Annotated in this window: 13 protein-coding genes; 6 read left to right on the forward strand and 7 right to left on the reverse strand. The window is 66.9% G+C overall.

All coding sequences use genetic code 11. The annotated features are described in order from the left end of the window. The first annotated feature begins 60 nt into the window (after nt 1–60). From ACN2C8_RS15675 to ACN2C8_RS15690, 4 genes are all read left to right on the forward strand, one after another. Nucleotides 61–1,110, forward strand: a complete 1,050-nt coding sequence (locus tag ACN2C8_RS15675) for a 1,9-bis(guanidino)-5-aza-nonane synthase (protein ID WP_419252954.1) — start codon at nt 61–63, stop codon at nt 1,108–1,110. A 61-nt stretch (nt 1,111–1,171) separates the two neighbouring features. Further along, the gene (locus tag ACN2C8_RS15680) at nt 1,172–1,960 is read left to right on the forward strand and encodes an acid phosphatase (protein WP_419252955.1); all 789 of its coding nucleotides are present in this window, start codon (nt 1,172–1,174) and stop codon (nt 1,958–1,960) included. A gap of 37 nt (nt 1,961–1,997) precedes the next feature. Further along, nucleotides 1,998–2,483: a transcriptional repressor gene (locus ACN2C8_RS15685; RefSeq protein WP_419252956.1), complete on the forward strand. Its 486-nt coding sequence runs from the start codon at nt 1,998–2,000 to the stop codon at nt 2,481–2,483. A gap of 207 nt (nt 2,484–2,690) precedes the next feature. Continuing rightward, nucleotides 2,691–3,638: a thioesterase family protein gene (locus ACN2C8_RS15690; RefSeq protein ID WP_419252957.1), complete on the forward strand. Its 948-nt coding sequence runs from the start codon at nt 2,691–2,693 to the stop codon at nt 3,636–3,638. 109 nt (nt 3,639–3,747) lie between these two features. Here the strand turns inward: ACN2C8_RS15690 and ACN2C8_RS15695 are convergent, their stop codons facing one another. The 3 genes from ACN2C8_RS15695 to ACN2C8_RS15705 all read right to left on the reverse strand — a co-directional run bounded on the left by ACN2C8_RS15695 (nt 3,748) and on the right by ACN2C8_RS15705 (nt 6,106). Beyond that, nucleotides 3,748–4,212, reverse strand: coding sequence for a BLUF domain-containing protein (locus ACN2C8_RS15695; RefSeq protein ID WP_419252958.1), 465 nt, complete (start codon nt 4,210–4,212; stop codon nt 3,748–3,750). A gap of 93 nt (nt 4,213–4,305) precedes the next feature. Further along, nucleotides 4,306–5,211 (reverse strand): alpha/beta fold hydrolase, encoded by a 906-nt coding sequence (locus ACN2C8_RS15700; RefSeq protein WP_419252959.1) that lies wholly within the window; start codon nt 5,209–5,211, stop codon nt 4,306–4,308. 112 nt (nt 5,212–5,323) lie between these two features. Further along, a complete protein-coding gene (locus tag ACN2C8_RS15705) occupies nt 5,324–6,106 on the reverse strand; it encodes an SH3 domain-containing protein (RefSeq protein WP_419252960.1) in 783 nt (260 codons plus the stop codon). 112 nt (nt 6,107–6,218) lie between these two features. On the opposite strand from ACN2C8_RS15705, the gene ACN2C8_RS15710 reads away from it, so the two are divergent. After that, nucleotides 6,219–7,079 (forward strand): crotonase/enoyl-CoA hydratase family protein, encoded by an 861-nt coding sequence (locus ACN2C8_RS15710; RefSeq protein WP_419252961.1) that lies wholly within the window; start codon nt 6,219–6,221, stop codon nt 7,077–7,079. Here the strand turns inward: ACN2C8_RS15710 and ACN2C8_RS15715 are convergent. Further along, nucleotides 7,063–8,298, reverse strand: a complete 1,236-nt coding sequence (locus ACN2C8_RS15715) for a pentapeptide repeat-containing protein (RefSeq protein ID WP_419252962.1) — start codon at nt 8,296–8,298, stop codon at nt 7,063–7,065. The genes ACN2C8_RS15710 and ACN2C8_RS15715 overlap by 17 nt on opposite strands. 267 nt (nt 8,299–8,565) lie before the next feature. Here ACN2C8_RS15715 and ACN2C8_RS15720 point away from each other — a divergent pair, with 267 nt between their 5' ends. Beyond that, nucleotides 8,566–10,119 (forward strand): ATP-binding protein, encoded by a 1,554-nt coding sequence (locus ACN2C8_RS15720; RefSeq protein WP_419255895.1) that lies wholly within the window; start codon nt 8,566–8,568, stop codon nt 10,117–10,119. A gap of 17 nt (nt 10,120–10,136) precedes the next feature. Here the strand turns inward: ACN2C8_RS15720 and ACN2C8_RS15725 are convergent, their stop codons facing one another. From ACN2C8_RS15725 to ACN2C8_RS15735, 3 genes are all read right to left on the reverse strand, one after another. Continuing rightward, a complete protein-coding gene (locus tag ACN2C8_RS15725) occupies nt 10,137–11,096 on the reverse strand; it encodes a magnesium transporter CorA family protein (RefSeq protein ID WP_419252963.1) in 960 nt (319 codons plus the stop codon). Nucleotides 11,097–11,177: 81 nt separating this feature from the next. Beyond that, complete coding sequence (locus ACN2C8_RS15730; RefSeq protein WP_419252964.1) at nt 11,178–11,873, reverse strand: CHAP domain-containing protein; 696 nt, start codon at nt 11,871–11,873, stop codon at nt 11,178–11,180. Between the two features lie 70 nt (nt 11,874–11,943). After that, the gene (locus ACN2C8_RS15735) at nt 11,944–13,038 is read right to left on the reverse strand and encodes an acyltransferase family protein (RefSeq protein ID WP_419252965.1); all 1,095 of its coding nucleotides are present in this window, start codon (nt 13,036–13,038) and stop codon (nt 11,944–11,946) included. Nucleotides 13,039–13,105: the final 67 nt, after the last annotated feature.

Genomic DNA, 13,105 nt, shown 5'->3' on the forward strand with positions numbered 1-13,105 from the left:
GCTCCGTCCCGGCTGCGGGGCTGCTGCGACGGGCGCTCAAACCAAAGGGAAACCCGCGAGATGAACGCACCCGTTCCGAATACCAAGGCCGAGCTGCTGCAAAACGTCGTCGAGCACATCGACATCGCGTCCTTCGACGCCCGCCCGATCATCGACGCCATGCGCAAGATGAGCTTTTCGAGCCGCGACACCGCCCGCGCCGCCGACATCTTCAACATGGCCCTGGAAGACAAGTCCTGCTCGCCGTGGCTGATCCTGGCCGGTTCCACCTCGGCCGGCGGCTGCATGCACGTCTATCGCGACATGGTCCAGAACGGCATGATCGACGCCGTGGTCGCTACCGGCGCCTCGATCGTCGACATGGATTTCTTCGAGGCCCTGGGCTTCAAGCACTATCAGGCCGCCGGCAGCGTCGACGACAACGTGCTGCGCGAGAACTATATCGACCGCATCTACGACACCTATATCGACGAGGAAGAGCTCCAGAACTGCGATCACACGATCCTGGAGATCTGCAACGCCCTGGAGCCGCGCGCCTATTCCAGCCGCGAGTTCATCTGGGAAATGGGCAAGTGGCTGAGCGAGGGCAATGCCAAGAAGCCCGGCTCGCTGATCCAGACCGCCTATGAGCAGGGCGTGCCGATCTTCTGCCCGGCCTTCGTCGACAGCTCGGCCGGCTTTGGCCTAGTCAAGCACCAGAAGGAACGCATCGCCGCCAAGCAGCCCTATCTGATGATCGACGCGGTCGCCGACTTCCGCGAACTGACCGACATCAAGATCGCGGCCGGCACGACGGGCCTGTTCATGGTGGGCGGCGGCGTTCCCAAGAACTTCGCCCAGGACACCGTGGTCTGCGCCGAGATCCTCGGCGTCGAGGCCGACATGCACAAGTACGCCATCCAGATCACCGTCGCCGACGTCCGCGACGGCGCCTGCAGCTCCTCGACCCTGAAAGAGGCCGCCAGCTGGGGCAAGGTCAACACCACCCACGAGCAGATGGTGTTCGCCGAAGCCACCACCGTGGTGCCGCTGATCGCCTCGGACGCCTATCACCGCGAAGCCTGGAAGGGCCGCGAGCGTCCGCGCTGGAACAAGCTGTTCGGCAAGTAGGCTTGATAGCGTCCCGATGAAAATGCAGGGTCCCCCGAACACTCGTTCGGGGGACTTTTTCATGCGTGTCAGCCTTATGATCGCCGTCAGCGCCCTGGCCATGGCGGGCTCCAGCGTCGCGTCTCCAGGACAGCCGGTCTCTACCGTCCCCGCCGGCTATCTGGCGCCGGGGACCTATGACGCGATCAAGGTCCTGCCGGCCGCGCCCCTGCCCGGCTCGCCCCAGGCCGAGGCCGATCGCAAGATCTTCCTGGCGACCCGCGCCCTGAAGGACACCCCGCGCTGGTCACTGGCCCAGAAGGACGTCGACGAAAAGGCGATCCTGGCCGACTTCGACTGCGCCCTGGGCTTCACCCCGTCCCTGACCAAGACGCCCCGCATGGCCGGGCTGCTGCTGCGCCTGCGGTTCGACATCGGCGCGGCCGTCAATGGCCCCAAGGACTTCTACAAGCGGCCCCGGCCCTATCTGGTCGATGAGGGCGCGATCTGTGTCGACAAGTCCGAAGGCTTGGCCAAGAGCCCGGACTATCCTTCGGGCCATTCCACCTGGGGCTATGCGATCGGCCTGGCCCTGGCCCAGGCCGATCCCGAGCACGCCACGGCGATCCTGGCCCGCGCCCGGGCCTTCGGCGAAAGCCGCCTGGTGTGCGGCGTGCACAATGCCAGCGCGGTCTCGGCTGGCCAGCTGAACGCCTCGGCCCTGATGGCGACCGTCAGCGGGACCCCGCTGTTCCAGTCGGACCTGGCCGGCATCCGCAAGGAGATCGCCGCCGCTCGCAAGGCCGGACCGGCGCCGGACAAGACCCGCTGCGACGCGGAAGCCGCCCTGATCGCCCAGCCCCTGCTCTGAGCTTGCGGGACAGGCCGCGCGCCTCTACCTCTTGGCCATGGCCCATCACGCCGCTTGCGATCACGATCACGACCACCACGGCGTCGCCGGTTCCGCCCTCGCGGCCGAGCTGGAGGCCGCCGAGGCGCGTTGCGTGGCGGCCGAGCAGAGGCTGACTGCGCCCCGTCGCCGGGTGCTGGAACTGCTGCTGCAGGCCGGCCAGCCAGTGAAGGCCTATGACCTGATCTCGACCTATGCCGTGGACGGTCCGCCGGCCAAGCCGCCCACCGTCTATCGGGCGCTCGACTTTCTGGAAAAGCAGGGCTTCGCCCACCGCATCGAGAGCCTCAACGCCTATGTCGCCTGCCGCAAGGAAGCCGACGGCCACGCCGCCGCCTTCCTGATCTGCGACTGCTGCGGGGCCACCCGCGAAATCGAGCCCCGGGCCAGCGCCGAGATCATCGCCGCCGGCGCAGCGGCGGGCTATGCCCTCACGGCCGTGACGATCGAGGCGCACGGGCTGTGCGGAGCCTGTCGAGGCTGATTCGAGTACTCCCCATGTCATCCCGGACAAGCGCCTCAGCGCGCAGATCCGGGACAGACGCCTGAGCGCCGCGTTCCAAGTCGGTCCCGGGTCTGGCCCCGGCTTTCGCCGGGGTTCGCCCGGGATGACAATCCTCAGGGACGATTGCGGACTTCACGCAAACCCCGCTACGCTCAAACAACTGTTCAACCCGCCGAGACCGCGCCCATGACGACCGCTGAGACCCTGCCCGGCGTCGAGATCTGGCGCGGGGGCGTCAACACCTGGGACTGCGACGAGATGGGGCACATGAATGTGCGCCACTATATCGTCCGCGCCATGGAGGGCCTGGTGGGGCTGGCGGCCGAGCTGGGTCTGCCTCACGCCTTCACCCCCTATGCCAACGCCACCCTGCTGGTGAAGGAACATCACGTCCGCTTCCTGCGCGAGGCCCATGCCGGAGCCACCCTGCACATGCTGGGCGGGGTGATCGAGATCACCGACACCGAAGCCAAACTGCTGCAGTTGCTGGTCCACTCGGCCACCGGCGAACTGGCCGCGACGTTCCAGACCACAGTCGTCCACGCCACGCCGCGCGAGGGCGAGGTCTTCCCCTGGCCCCGGATCACCCGCGAGCGCGCTGCTGCGCTGAGGGTCGAGGTTCCGGAAAAGGCCCGCGCCCGCAGCATCGACCTGTCGCCCTTCACCCCAACCGCCGGCCTGGAGCGCGCTCAGGCGCTGGGCCTGCAGCAGATCGGGCTGGGCGCCCTGTCGCCGACCGAATGCGACGTCTTTGGCCGCATGCGCGCCGAGCAGTTCATCGGCCGGGTGTCGGATGGCATCGGCAGCTTCATCGGCCCGTTCCGCGATGTGATCGTCGAGCATGCTGACCACAAACCGACGCGGTTCGGCGGGGCGGTGCTGGAATACCGGCTGGCCTATCTGCGCTGGCCCCAGGCCGGCGACCGGGTCGAGCTGCGCTCGGGCCTGATGGGCGCGGACCCGCGCACCATGCGCATGGTCCACTGGATGATCGACCCCGCCACGGGCCTGGCCTGGGGCACATCCGAAGCGGTAGCCATCACCTTCGACCTCGACGCCCGCAAGGCGGTGCCGATCAGCCCGGCGGCGCAGGCGGGGCTGGAGGCGTTTTCGGTGGCGGGACTGGCGCTCTAACAGCCTGTCCCGTTTTCGGGGAAGCATCCAAACGAGAGAGACGGGCGCTAAAGCCTATACTTGGAGCGGCCGCGAGCGGTTTCGCCGCGTGCACCCAACCAAGCTGACCCTAGTCAATCATCAAGGTCTGGGTGTTCCGGCTCTGGATGTCGGCGACCTTGCGCAACAGATCGACCGCACTTTTCGGCGTCAGCCTGGCCGGATCGAACAGCCCTTTGCTGTCGAGCACATCGAGGATCGACTGGTCCGCAGACGCCAGGGCGCGGGCGCACATGTTCCACTGCCCGAACAGCCGTGTCTGGGCCTCCTCGCCGGAGATGATCGCGATCTGGTCGTGGCGCGGGTCGTCCACGATCCGACAATAGGCCCCGCGCACAGCGGCCTCTGGCCCTTCGAGCACCTGCAAAAAGGAGCCCTGAACCACGATCAGCAATCCCGTCAGCATGAACCGCTGATTGTTCGGGATCGACCTCTCGATGATGGCGTGGACATGGGCGTCGAGATCGCCGAGCACCATCTGCGTCTGGCGGCTGTGATAGATCAGCCGAAACAACTTGTATGCCGGTCTGGCCATGGCGCCTTCCAGCTGTGGGAGGGGCACACAGCGCCGCGGAAGTGAACAAACCCGTCGAGAACAACGTTCGAGAATCGGGCGCGTCCAAATGCCCTATTCGCCGGTCGCCATCGCGAAGATCGCGTCCCGCGCCAGATCGGGCCGCTCCATTGGCAGGAAGTGACTGGTTCCCGCCACCGTCTCGACCACCACATCCCGGCCGCGCCGCTCGAAGCTGTCGCCGGCCCGGCAGGTCGAGCCACGCTCGGCCCGCAGGACCCGCACGGGCCCCGTGACCTTGCGGATCGCCCGCCACGGATCGTGGGCCTGGGCCGAATAGTTGGAGGCTTCCCACGCCGGCGCGCAGGCCAGCTCCACCTTGCCGTCGTCGCGATCAACGAAACCGCCGTCGACATAGTCGGCCAGCATGGTCTCGGGCCAGGTCTTGAAGGCCCCGCGACCGGTATAGGCGGCGACCACCGCCTCACGGTCGTCAAAGACCGAGCGGCGGCGCGAGGCGGCCTGGGCGATGGGCATCTTCTTCCACAGCGCGCCTGAGGTCCACGGAACCTGAGCGTACAGGGCCACCAGGCGCGGCATGATCACCGGGTCCAGCAGCACCAGACCCTTGACCGCACCGGGCAGGGCCGCGGCGGCCAGCAGGCTGACCGTTCCGCCCATCGAATGTCCGGCCAGCACCACCGGCGGGCCGTCCAGCACCTTGAGCAGGGCGACCAGATCGTCGCGCAGGTCGAGCCAGGAACGACGCCCCTCGCCTTTCGCGGCCAGGGTCGTGGCGCCATGGCCGCGCTGGTCGATGGCCAGCACCCGCAGGCCGGCCGAGAGCGGGGCCAGCAGGCTGTTATAGGTCTGGGCGTTGAAGCCATTGGCGTGGACGAAGACCACATCGATGGCCCGGTCCTGCGGGCCAAATTCCAGCGCCGCCATCTCGCCGGGGCCGGCTGGGCTGTCGATGGCGATCATGCGCCTTCGGGGTTGTCGAAACACAGCCGCGTCCATCGGCGAGGGTCCTTCTGCGGCTCCCGATCAGGATAGGGCCGCGAGGCGGCTGCGTCCAACCCCGCCTTCGCTTAAGGGCCAAAGACCCCAAAGCGAAGGCGGTCGGTCAGGATCAGGCCTGGGTCAGCTGCCACTCGCCGCGATTGTCCTGGCAGGCGCTGTAGCGTTCCGTGGCCGGACGTTGGCCCGAGGTCGAGATCGAGGCGTTGATCACCCGGCACGAGGCGGCGACGGTCTGCAGCGGACGCACCAGGCCTGGGGCCACATAACCGACGGCGTAGCCGCTCTGGCCGACCAGGATCCAGCCGCCGTTCGGGGCCGAGCCCAGGGCGTCAAAAGCCTGGCCGGCAGCCAGCTTGCCGACGACCTTGCCGCTGGTCGAGGGGGTCGAACGCATGTTCGCCGCGCCCTTGGCGGCGTACTGGCCGCCCAGGGCGTCATAGCTGGGCAGGGACTGCACACCCTGGGCGAAGCGCAGGTTGCGGCTGTCGACGGGCGGACCATAGCTGGAGGAGACCACGTCGATGCGGCCCGAGGCGCCCGTGCGCGAATTGCTCCAGGTCTGGGGCTGGCCGGTTTCCAAGGCCTTCTTCGTGGCCTGCTGGGCCAGGGCGGTGTCGGTCGACTGCATGCGGCAGCCGATATAGGAGCCCGCCGCCGCGCCGGCCGCCGCGCCGACCAGGGCGCCGAGGGTCTTTTCGTTCTTGGCCACCTTGCTGCCCAGGAACGCGCCGGCGGCGGCGCCAATCAGGGCCCCGCCTTCCTGCTTCTTGCCCGAGCCTTCGCACGAGAAGAGGCTGCCCAGACCCTTGGACTGGGCCAGGACGGGGGCCGGAACGGCCAGGCTGGCGCCGACCATGGCGGCGATGGCGAGCAGGGCGGGGGTGGTCTTCATGGGTCTTCCCTCTGTTTTGGCCGACAGTTGTGCGGCCACATTCCGCAAAGTCAGTGTTGGCGCCGCGTCCGGTCCGCGAGATAGTCCCTTATCAACGATAAGGGAGGACGTCATGAGCGCCCACGATCATGCAGACTATACGTGTTTCAAGGTCGAGATCGAGGCTGGCGTCGCGCACATCCAGCTCAAGCGTCCCGACGCCATGAACACTATGACACGGGCCTTCTGGAACGAGCTTCCCGCAATTGTGAAACATATTGACGACAACGCCCTGGCGCGCTGCATCGTCATCACCTCGACCGGCAAGCACTTCTCGGCCGGCATGGAGCTGTCGGTGTTCACCGACGGCGAGGGCGTCACAGCAGAGCGTGGCGGCGACCGGTACGTGGCCGGCGAGAGCTTCCGCCATCACGTCCATCACCTGCAGGACACCTTCACCTGCCTGGACAAGGCTCGCATGCCGGTGATCGTCGCCATCCAGGGCGGCTGCATCGGCGGGGCGGTGGACTTCATCAGCGCCTGCGACATCCGCTACGCCACCACCGACGCCTTCTTCTGCATCCAGGAGATCAATATCGGCATGACCGCCGATGTCGGCACCTTCCCGCGCCTGTGCAAGCTGATCCCCGAGGGCTGGGTCCGGGAGCTGGCCTACACCGGTCGCCGCCTGCTCGCCGCCAAGGCCCTGGCCATCGGCCTGGTCAACGAGACCTTCGACACCCACGAGGAGGTGGTCGCCCACGCCTTGGCCACCGCCCGCGAGATCGCCGAGAAGTCGCCCCTGGCCGTGGCCGGCAGCAAGGTGATGATCAACTACGCACGCGACCACACGATCGCCGACGGCCTGGACTATATCGCCACCTGGCAGACGGGCATGTTCGCCGGCTCGCATATGGCCGAGGCCTTCAAGGCCAAGATGGAAAAGCGTCCGGCCGACTTCCCGGACCTGCTGCCGCTCAAGAAGACGATGTAGCCTTCGCCGGCAGCTCGGCGCCCGTCAGGTCGCAACCCTCGAGGCGGGCTCTGGTCAGGTCCGCCTCTATGAACCGGGCGCGCGGCGCGCTGGCCCCGGTCAGATTGGCGCCGCGCAGCACCGCGCGGCTCAGATCGGTGCGGATGAACCGGTCCTCGGCGATCTTCAGCGGCCCAAGCTTGGCGCCCGTCAGGTCGGCCTTGGCCAGCTGGGCCCCGACCAGGCGCGCGCCGCGCAGGTCGGCATTCCTGAACTTCACGCCACGCAGGTCCGCGCCCATCAGATTGGCGCCCTGCAGCTGGACGCCCTCCAGATCCATGCCGAACATGACCGCTCCGGGCGCTGACAGGCCCGCGAGCCGGCGGTTCTTCAGGCGTTTCAGCGGCCGGAAATCAACCTCGTCGACCCTGGCGATCGCGCCCTCGCGGCCCTCGGACCTGACGAAGGCTTCATGAGCGTCGAGCACTTCGGTCAGCGGCAGGTCGTCGATATAGATGATCGGCGGCGGGGCGCGCAGCACCTCGCTCATGTCGACGTCTTCCAGATTGGCCCCGGACAGATCGGTCCCGACCAGAACGGCCCGGCGCAGCGAGACCTTGGCCATGTCGGCATTGTGCAGATTGGCGCCCGACAGGTCGGCGCCGTCCATCCGGGCATTGGCCAGCTTGGCGCCCTGCAGGCTGACGCCCGTCATGTCGGCGTCACTGAAATCGGCGGCCTGGGCGAAGGCGCCCGACATCTGGGCCCCGGTCAGCTTAGCCCCGTTCAGCAGGGCGTAGTCCAGTTCACCCGGACGGGTGGAATGCTTGAGGATCCGCAGACCCTTGGTGTCGTCCTGCACGGCGGTGACGCCTTCGCGCAGGTCGCAGGCTGAAAGGTCAGCGCCCGACAGATTGGCCCCACGCAGGCAGACGCCGCGCATGTCGGCCCGGGTCAGGTCGCAGTCGCGCAGGTCGGCGTCGCGCAGATCAGCGCCGTACAGCGTGGCTCGCACCAGTCTGGCGCGCGCCATCATCGCCCCGCCCAGCAGCGCGCCGGTCAGGTCGGCCTCAGAGAGATCGCGGCCCTCGAAATTGTAGTTGTTGAGGTTCACATAGGAGAAATTGGCGCGTCGGCCGGCCGGCAGGCCCTTCAGGAACCGGCCGTGCGCGTCCATCACCTCCCGGACGGCGGAAGCGTGCAGCGAGCGGATCAGACTAGGTCTGGCGGCGGCGGACATGTGGACTGGACGTCCCTTCGAGACAGGGGAGCGTCCCACGTCAGCTTTAAGGAAAGGTTCAGCCCCGCCCGGAAAAGCAGCGTAGACTGGGCGAGCGCCGCCATCCGCGCCTGGAGGCAGCCGTTCCTGGACGATCAGAAACCAACGGCAAGCTTTGCTGCAATCCCGGCTTAACCTTGATCACCTAAGCCTTTTCCGTCGCTGTTGACGCTTTGAAGGATCGTTCGCATGACGCAGGAGTCATCCGTTTCTAGAGGGTCCGCCGAGCTGAGCGTAGAAGGCGAGGAACGGGTCGGAGACCTCAGCACGTTCTTCCGGGTCTCCCTTGATCTCCTGATCATTCGCGACCTGGAGGGCCGGGTCCTGAAAGCCAGCGACTCGTGGGGCACCGCCATGGGACATCCCCCAGACGAGATGCAGGGCCAGCCGCTGCTGCGCTTGGTCCACCCACACGACCTGCCCGGCACCCTGAACAGCGTGCAGGAGGTTGTGCTGCGCCGTCCGGGTGATCCGGTGCTTGGCTTCATCAATCGGTATCGTCACAAGGACGGCCACTATCGGACGCTGGAATGGCGGGCCCAGCGATTTGGCGATCGCATCTATGGGATGGCGCGCGATGTCACGGATCGGGTCGCGGCCGAACGCGAATTGATCGAGGCCAAGGCGGCGGCCGAGTCGGCCAGTCGCGCCAAATCCGAGTTCCTGGCCAATATGAGCCATGAGATGCGGACGCCGCTGAACGGCGTGATCGGCATCATCGACGCCCTGTCGCGTACGCCGCTGAGCGCCGAACAGGCCGAAATGGTCGATTTGGTCCGCGACTCTGGCGTGACGCTGGAGCGGCTGGTGTCAGACTTGCTGGATGTATCAAAGATCGAGGCGGGCCAACTTCAGCTGGAATCCCGGCCGTTTGACCTGGAACAGGCCCTGCGCCCGTGTATCGAAGTCACGCGCCATCAAGCCGAAGACAAGGGGCTGACCTTCACGGTCGAGCGCGAGACCCCTGCGCGAGGCCGCTTCCGGGGCGACGGCACGCGTATCGGCCAGATCGTCGGCAATATGCTCTCCAACGCCGTCAAGTTCACCCAGACCGGCGGCGTCATCCTGCGCATCGGCATGGTCGAGACGTCAGACACCGCAGAGTTGACCCTGACGGTCGAGGATACCGGCATCGGTTTCAACGCCGATCACGCCAGCCGTCTGTTCAGCCGGTTCAGCCAGGCCGATGAGACGATCAGTCGCCGGTTTGGCGGAACGGGGCTTGGCCTGTCGATCTGCCGCTCGCTGGCGCAGATGATGGGCGGCGAGATTTCCGCCAGTTCCGAGCCGGGAGTCGGGAGTCGATTTGTCGTCAACCTGCCGCTGCGGCGCGAAGAAACCCTGGCGGCCTATGATGCGCGCGACGACCAGACCGTACCCACGCCCGACGCCCACCTTGACCGCCCCCTGCGGGTGCTGCTGGCCGAGGATCACCCCACCAACCAGCGCGTGGTCCAGCTGATTCTCGCCAGCCAGGGCGCCCAGATTGTCACGGTGGGTGACGGGGTGGAGGCGGTGGCGGCCTTTGCCGACGGCGCGTTCGACGTGGTGCTGATGGACATGCAGATGCCGAACATGGACGGCCTGGCCGCCACCCGCGCCATACGCGCCCTGGAAGCCGCGCGCGGCGCGCGGCCGACGCCCATCGTGATGCTCAGCGCCAACGCCATGGCCGAGCACAGGATCGAGGCGATGGCCGCCGGGGCCAATCTGCATGTCGCCAAGCCGATCACCGCCGCCAACCTTCTGGCCGGAATTCAGGACGCCGTCGCGGTCGTCTGATCGGCGACGCGCGCGCCCTACAGCCAGCCCTTGCGCTTGAACCACAGCAATGGCCCGACGCCGGCGGCGAACATCATGCCCAGGGCCATGGGATAGCCCTCCATCCATCGCAGCTCGGGCATGTGCTCGAAGTTCATGCCATAGACGCCGGCGATCAGGGTCGGCGGCAGGAACACCGCCGAGAACACTGAGAAGATCTTGAAGATCGCGTTCTGCTCGATGTTGATCAGGCCCAGGGCCGCGTCGAGCAGGAAGGTGATGTTGCTCGACACATAGCTCGAATGATCGGTGATCGACTGCACGTCGCGCTGCAGGGACTTGAGGTGGTCGCGCAACTCGCGGTCGCCCTCAAACTGCTCGGCCAGGGACGCGAAGCTGAGCAGGCGGGCCAGGCTGACCAGGCTGTCGCGAGCCTTGGCGTTGATGTTCTGGGCGCGGCCCAGGCGGTTGAGGATCTGCTCGAAGGCGCCGCCGCGCGGACGGCTGAAGATGGCCCGCGACTGGGCCTCAACCTCGCTGGCGGTGCGCTCGAGAATGTCGGCTGTGCGGTCAACGACAGCGTCGAGCAGGCCAAGGAAGGTCTGCGGGCCGTTGGGGCACAGGCTGGGCTGGCGTTCGGCCTGGGCGGCGAACACCGAGAAGGCGCGCGGCTCGACATAACGGATCGTGATCAGGCGCTGGCCGACCAGAACGAAGGTCACCGGCGCGGCGGTCGGCAGGTCGCCGTCGGCATTGACCAGGACAGTGGCGGTCATGAAGGTGCCGCCGTCCTCCTGATAGAGGCGAGACGAGGCCTCGATCTCGGCCATCTCCTCGCGGGTGGGCAGCAGGACGCCGATGGCCTGTTCGACCGCCACCTCCTCGGCGCGCGAGGGATCGACAAGCTCGATCCAGACGGCGTCGTCGGGTAGCCGCCAGTCGCGGCCCGCGTCGCCGGTTTCGAAGCCCGGCGCGCCACGGCGCAGAATTCTCAGCATGGATCGGCGAGCCTCGTCACCCGCCGGGAATGACCCAGCGCGAGCGTGGCGTCAATCGCAGGGCGGGGCGGCGAGAGTGGCCTAGCGCGGAGCGGCCGGCTTGTCGTCTTCGGACGGGCCGCCCGAAGCGGCGGCGATCAGGGCGGCGATCCGGTCGGTGGAGTCGGCGGCCTGGTTGATGATGTCCAGCGGCGAGGCGCGAACCGAGGCGGCCACCTGGTTGGCGGCGGACTTGGCCAGCGAAACGGCGGCGTCCTGGGCTAGGGCCAGCTTGCTGGTCGCCACGGCGATCTTGGTGGCCTGGGCGTTCTGATAGATGAAGCCGTGGGTCGGATAGACCGTGGTGCCCAGATCGCGGATCGGATCGTACCAGACCTTGACCTGGGTCCAGTCGCCGGCCGGCGAGACGTCGACCACGGTGACGTCCTGTTCGACCTGGCCGCGGGTTCCGTTCATCACGGACCAGTTGGCGTGGGTCACCTGGATGACGCGATCGGTCAGCACTTGGCTGACAAAGGCGACGTGGCCCAGGTTCATGCGGCCGGTGGGCTTGAAGGACAGGACCGAGCCGATCTTCGGCGCCGAGCCGGTGTCGTAGTGGCCTGCGGCCTGGCTCCACCAGGTGCGGGCGTCGCCGAAGATTTGAATGCCAGACATCAGACGCGCGAACGGCACGCACTGCCAGTACCCGTCAGCCACCGCACCGGAAACCGGCATCAGGCTGATCATGGCGGCAGCGGCGATGGAACCCCAGAGGGTTCTCGTCCGTTTCGTCATGCTGTGGGCACTCCCCCGTGTCACTGGGCCAAGCAGTAACCTTGCCAGAGACCTATGAAAAGAGTGTTTCTCAGGCGCTGGCCGCGACCAGTCGCCGCTGGGCGCGGCGTTGAGCCCAAGCTTTCATGTGTTCGCGGGCCGGCTTTTCGATCAGATGATAGGATGCGGCCGAGAGCGGGATCAGCGCTGCGACAATGCTCAGCCAGATCAGCAGGGGCAGCTGCTCGCCCTCAATAGCCAGAACTTTTGTCGCTGCATTGACCGAAACGATCTTCCACGGAATGCAGATCATATAGGTCGAATAGCTGATCTCGCCGAGATAAACCAAAATGCTTTGGCTGGCGAAGGTCGAACCGCTGGCGGCCAGGCAGGCCAGCGTCAGAATCAGGCCGCCGAGCGCCACTATTATAACCGGATCGGGGAAATCCAACTGCACCGCGCCCAGAACCAGGGCGCCCATGACCAGCGCGCCGGGCGCGGCAAGTCGGCCCGGGATCGCGCCCGAGCGCCACAGGGCGTGCAGGGCGCAGCCATAGGCAAAGCACGGGACAATGCGCAGCGCGCCCCACTGGATGGTCGCAGCCGTCAGCGGAAAGCCGGCCAGGCGCTCAAAGGCGGGGTACAGCACGGCGATCAGAGCCAGGGCCAGGGCCACGGCCACGAACGGCCGCTTGCGCAGCCTCCAGGCGACGAAGGCGAAGGCGGGGAAGCTGAGATAGGCGAACCATTCGGCCGAGATCGACCAGGAGGCGTGGTTCCAGCCCGACACCGGCGCAAAGCCCCAGGCATGGACCAGCAGCAGGTTGGCCGGCAGGGCTTCCCACGAGACGATGTTGTTACCGACCACGATGCCGGCCAGGCTGGCCAGGGCGGCCATCAGGCCCACGCCCAGCAGAGTGGCCAGATGCAGCGGGTAGACCCGCGCAAACCGATTCCACAGGAAGTCGCCATAGCGGAACCGCCCCTGGCCAAAGCCCTGCAGATAGACGTGGCATAGAATGAAGCCCGACAGGGTGAAGAAGGCCTCGACGCCCAGATAGCCCTTGGTCGCGACCGCCGGCGTGAAGCCGACCGCCAGGTTGGGCCAATAGTGGAACAACACCACCCAGAAGGCGGCGAAGAACCGCAGAGCAGTTAGGGGTTTGATATTGGCGGCGTCTGGCATATTTCAGGTCCAGTCTGGCGAAGCCTGGGGGCTTCCGTCACGTTCCCTTGCATGGACGGGATCCACG

Source organism: Caulobacter sp. ErkDOM-C, assembly GCF_048541825.1.
Taxonomy (GTDB): domain Bacteria; phylum Pseudomonadota; class Alphaproteobacteria; order Caulobacterales; family Caulobacteraceae; genus Caulobacter.

Bases quoted from the DNA above. Each gene is read 5' to 3' on its own strand.
- ACN2C8_RS15675 (WP_419252954.1), top strand. From the start codon at position 61: ATGAACGCACCCGTTCCGAATACCAAGGCCGAGCTGCTGCAAAACGTC.
- ACN2C8_RS15700 (WP_419252959.1), bottom strand. From the start codon at position 5,211: ATGGACGCGGCTGTGTTTCGACAACCCCGAAGGCGCATGATCGCCATC.
- ACN2C8_RS15705 (WP_419252960.1), bottom strand. From the start codon at position 6,106: ATGAAGACCACCCCCGCCCTGCTCGCCATCGCCGCCATGGTCGGCGCC.
- ACN2C8_RS15725 (WP_419252963.1), bottom strand. From the start codon at position 11,096: ATGCTGAGAATTCTGCGCCGTGGCGCGCCGGGCTTCGAAACCGGCGAC.
- ACN2C8_RS15735 (WP_419252965.1), bottom strand. From the start codon at position 13,038: ATGCCAGACGCCGCCAATATCAAACCCCTAACTGCTCTGCGGTTCTTC.
- ACN2C8_RS15695 (WP_419252958.1), bottom strand. From the start codon at position 4,212: ATGGCCAGACCGGCATACAAGTTGTTTCGGCTGATCTATCACAGCCGC.
- ACN2C8_RS15690 (WP_419252957.1), top strand. From the start codon at position 2,691: ATGACGACCGCTGAGACCCTGCCCGGCGTCGAGATCTGGCGCGGGGGC.
- ACN2C8_RS15710 (WP_419252961.1), top strand. From the start codon at position 6,219: ATGAGCGCCCACGATCATGCAGACTATACGTGTTTCAAGGTCGAGATC.
- ACN2C8_RS15715 (WP_419252962.1), bottom strand. From the start codon at position 8,298: ATGTCCGCCGCCGCCAGACCTAGTCTGATCCGCTCGCTGCACGCTTCC.
- ACN2C8_RS15680 (WP_419252955.1), top strand. From the start codon at position 1,172: ATGCGTGTCAGCCTTATGATCGCCGTCAGCGCCCTGGCCATGGCGGGC.
- ACN2C8_RS15685 (WP_419252956.1), top strand. From the start codon at position 1,998: ATGGCCCATCACGCCGCTTGCGATCACGATCACGACCACCACGGCGTC.
- ACN2C8_RS15730 (WP_419252964.1), bottom strand. From the start codon at position 11,873: ATGACGAAACGGACGAGAACCCTCTGGGGTTCCATCGCCGCTGCCGCC.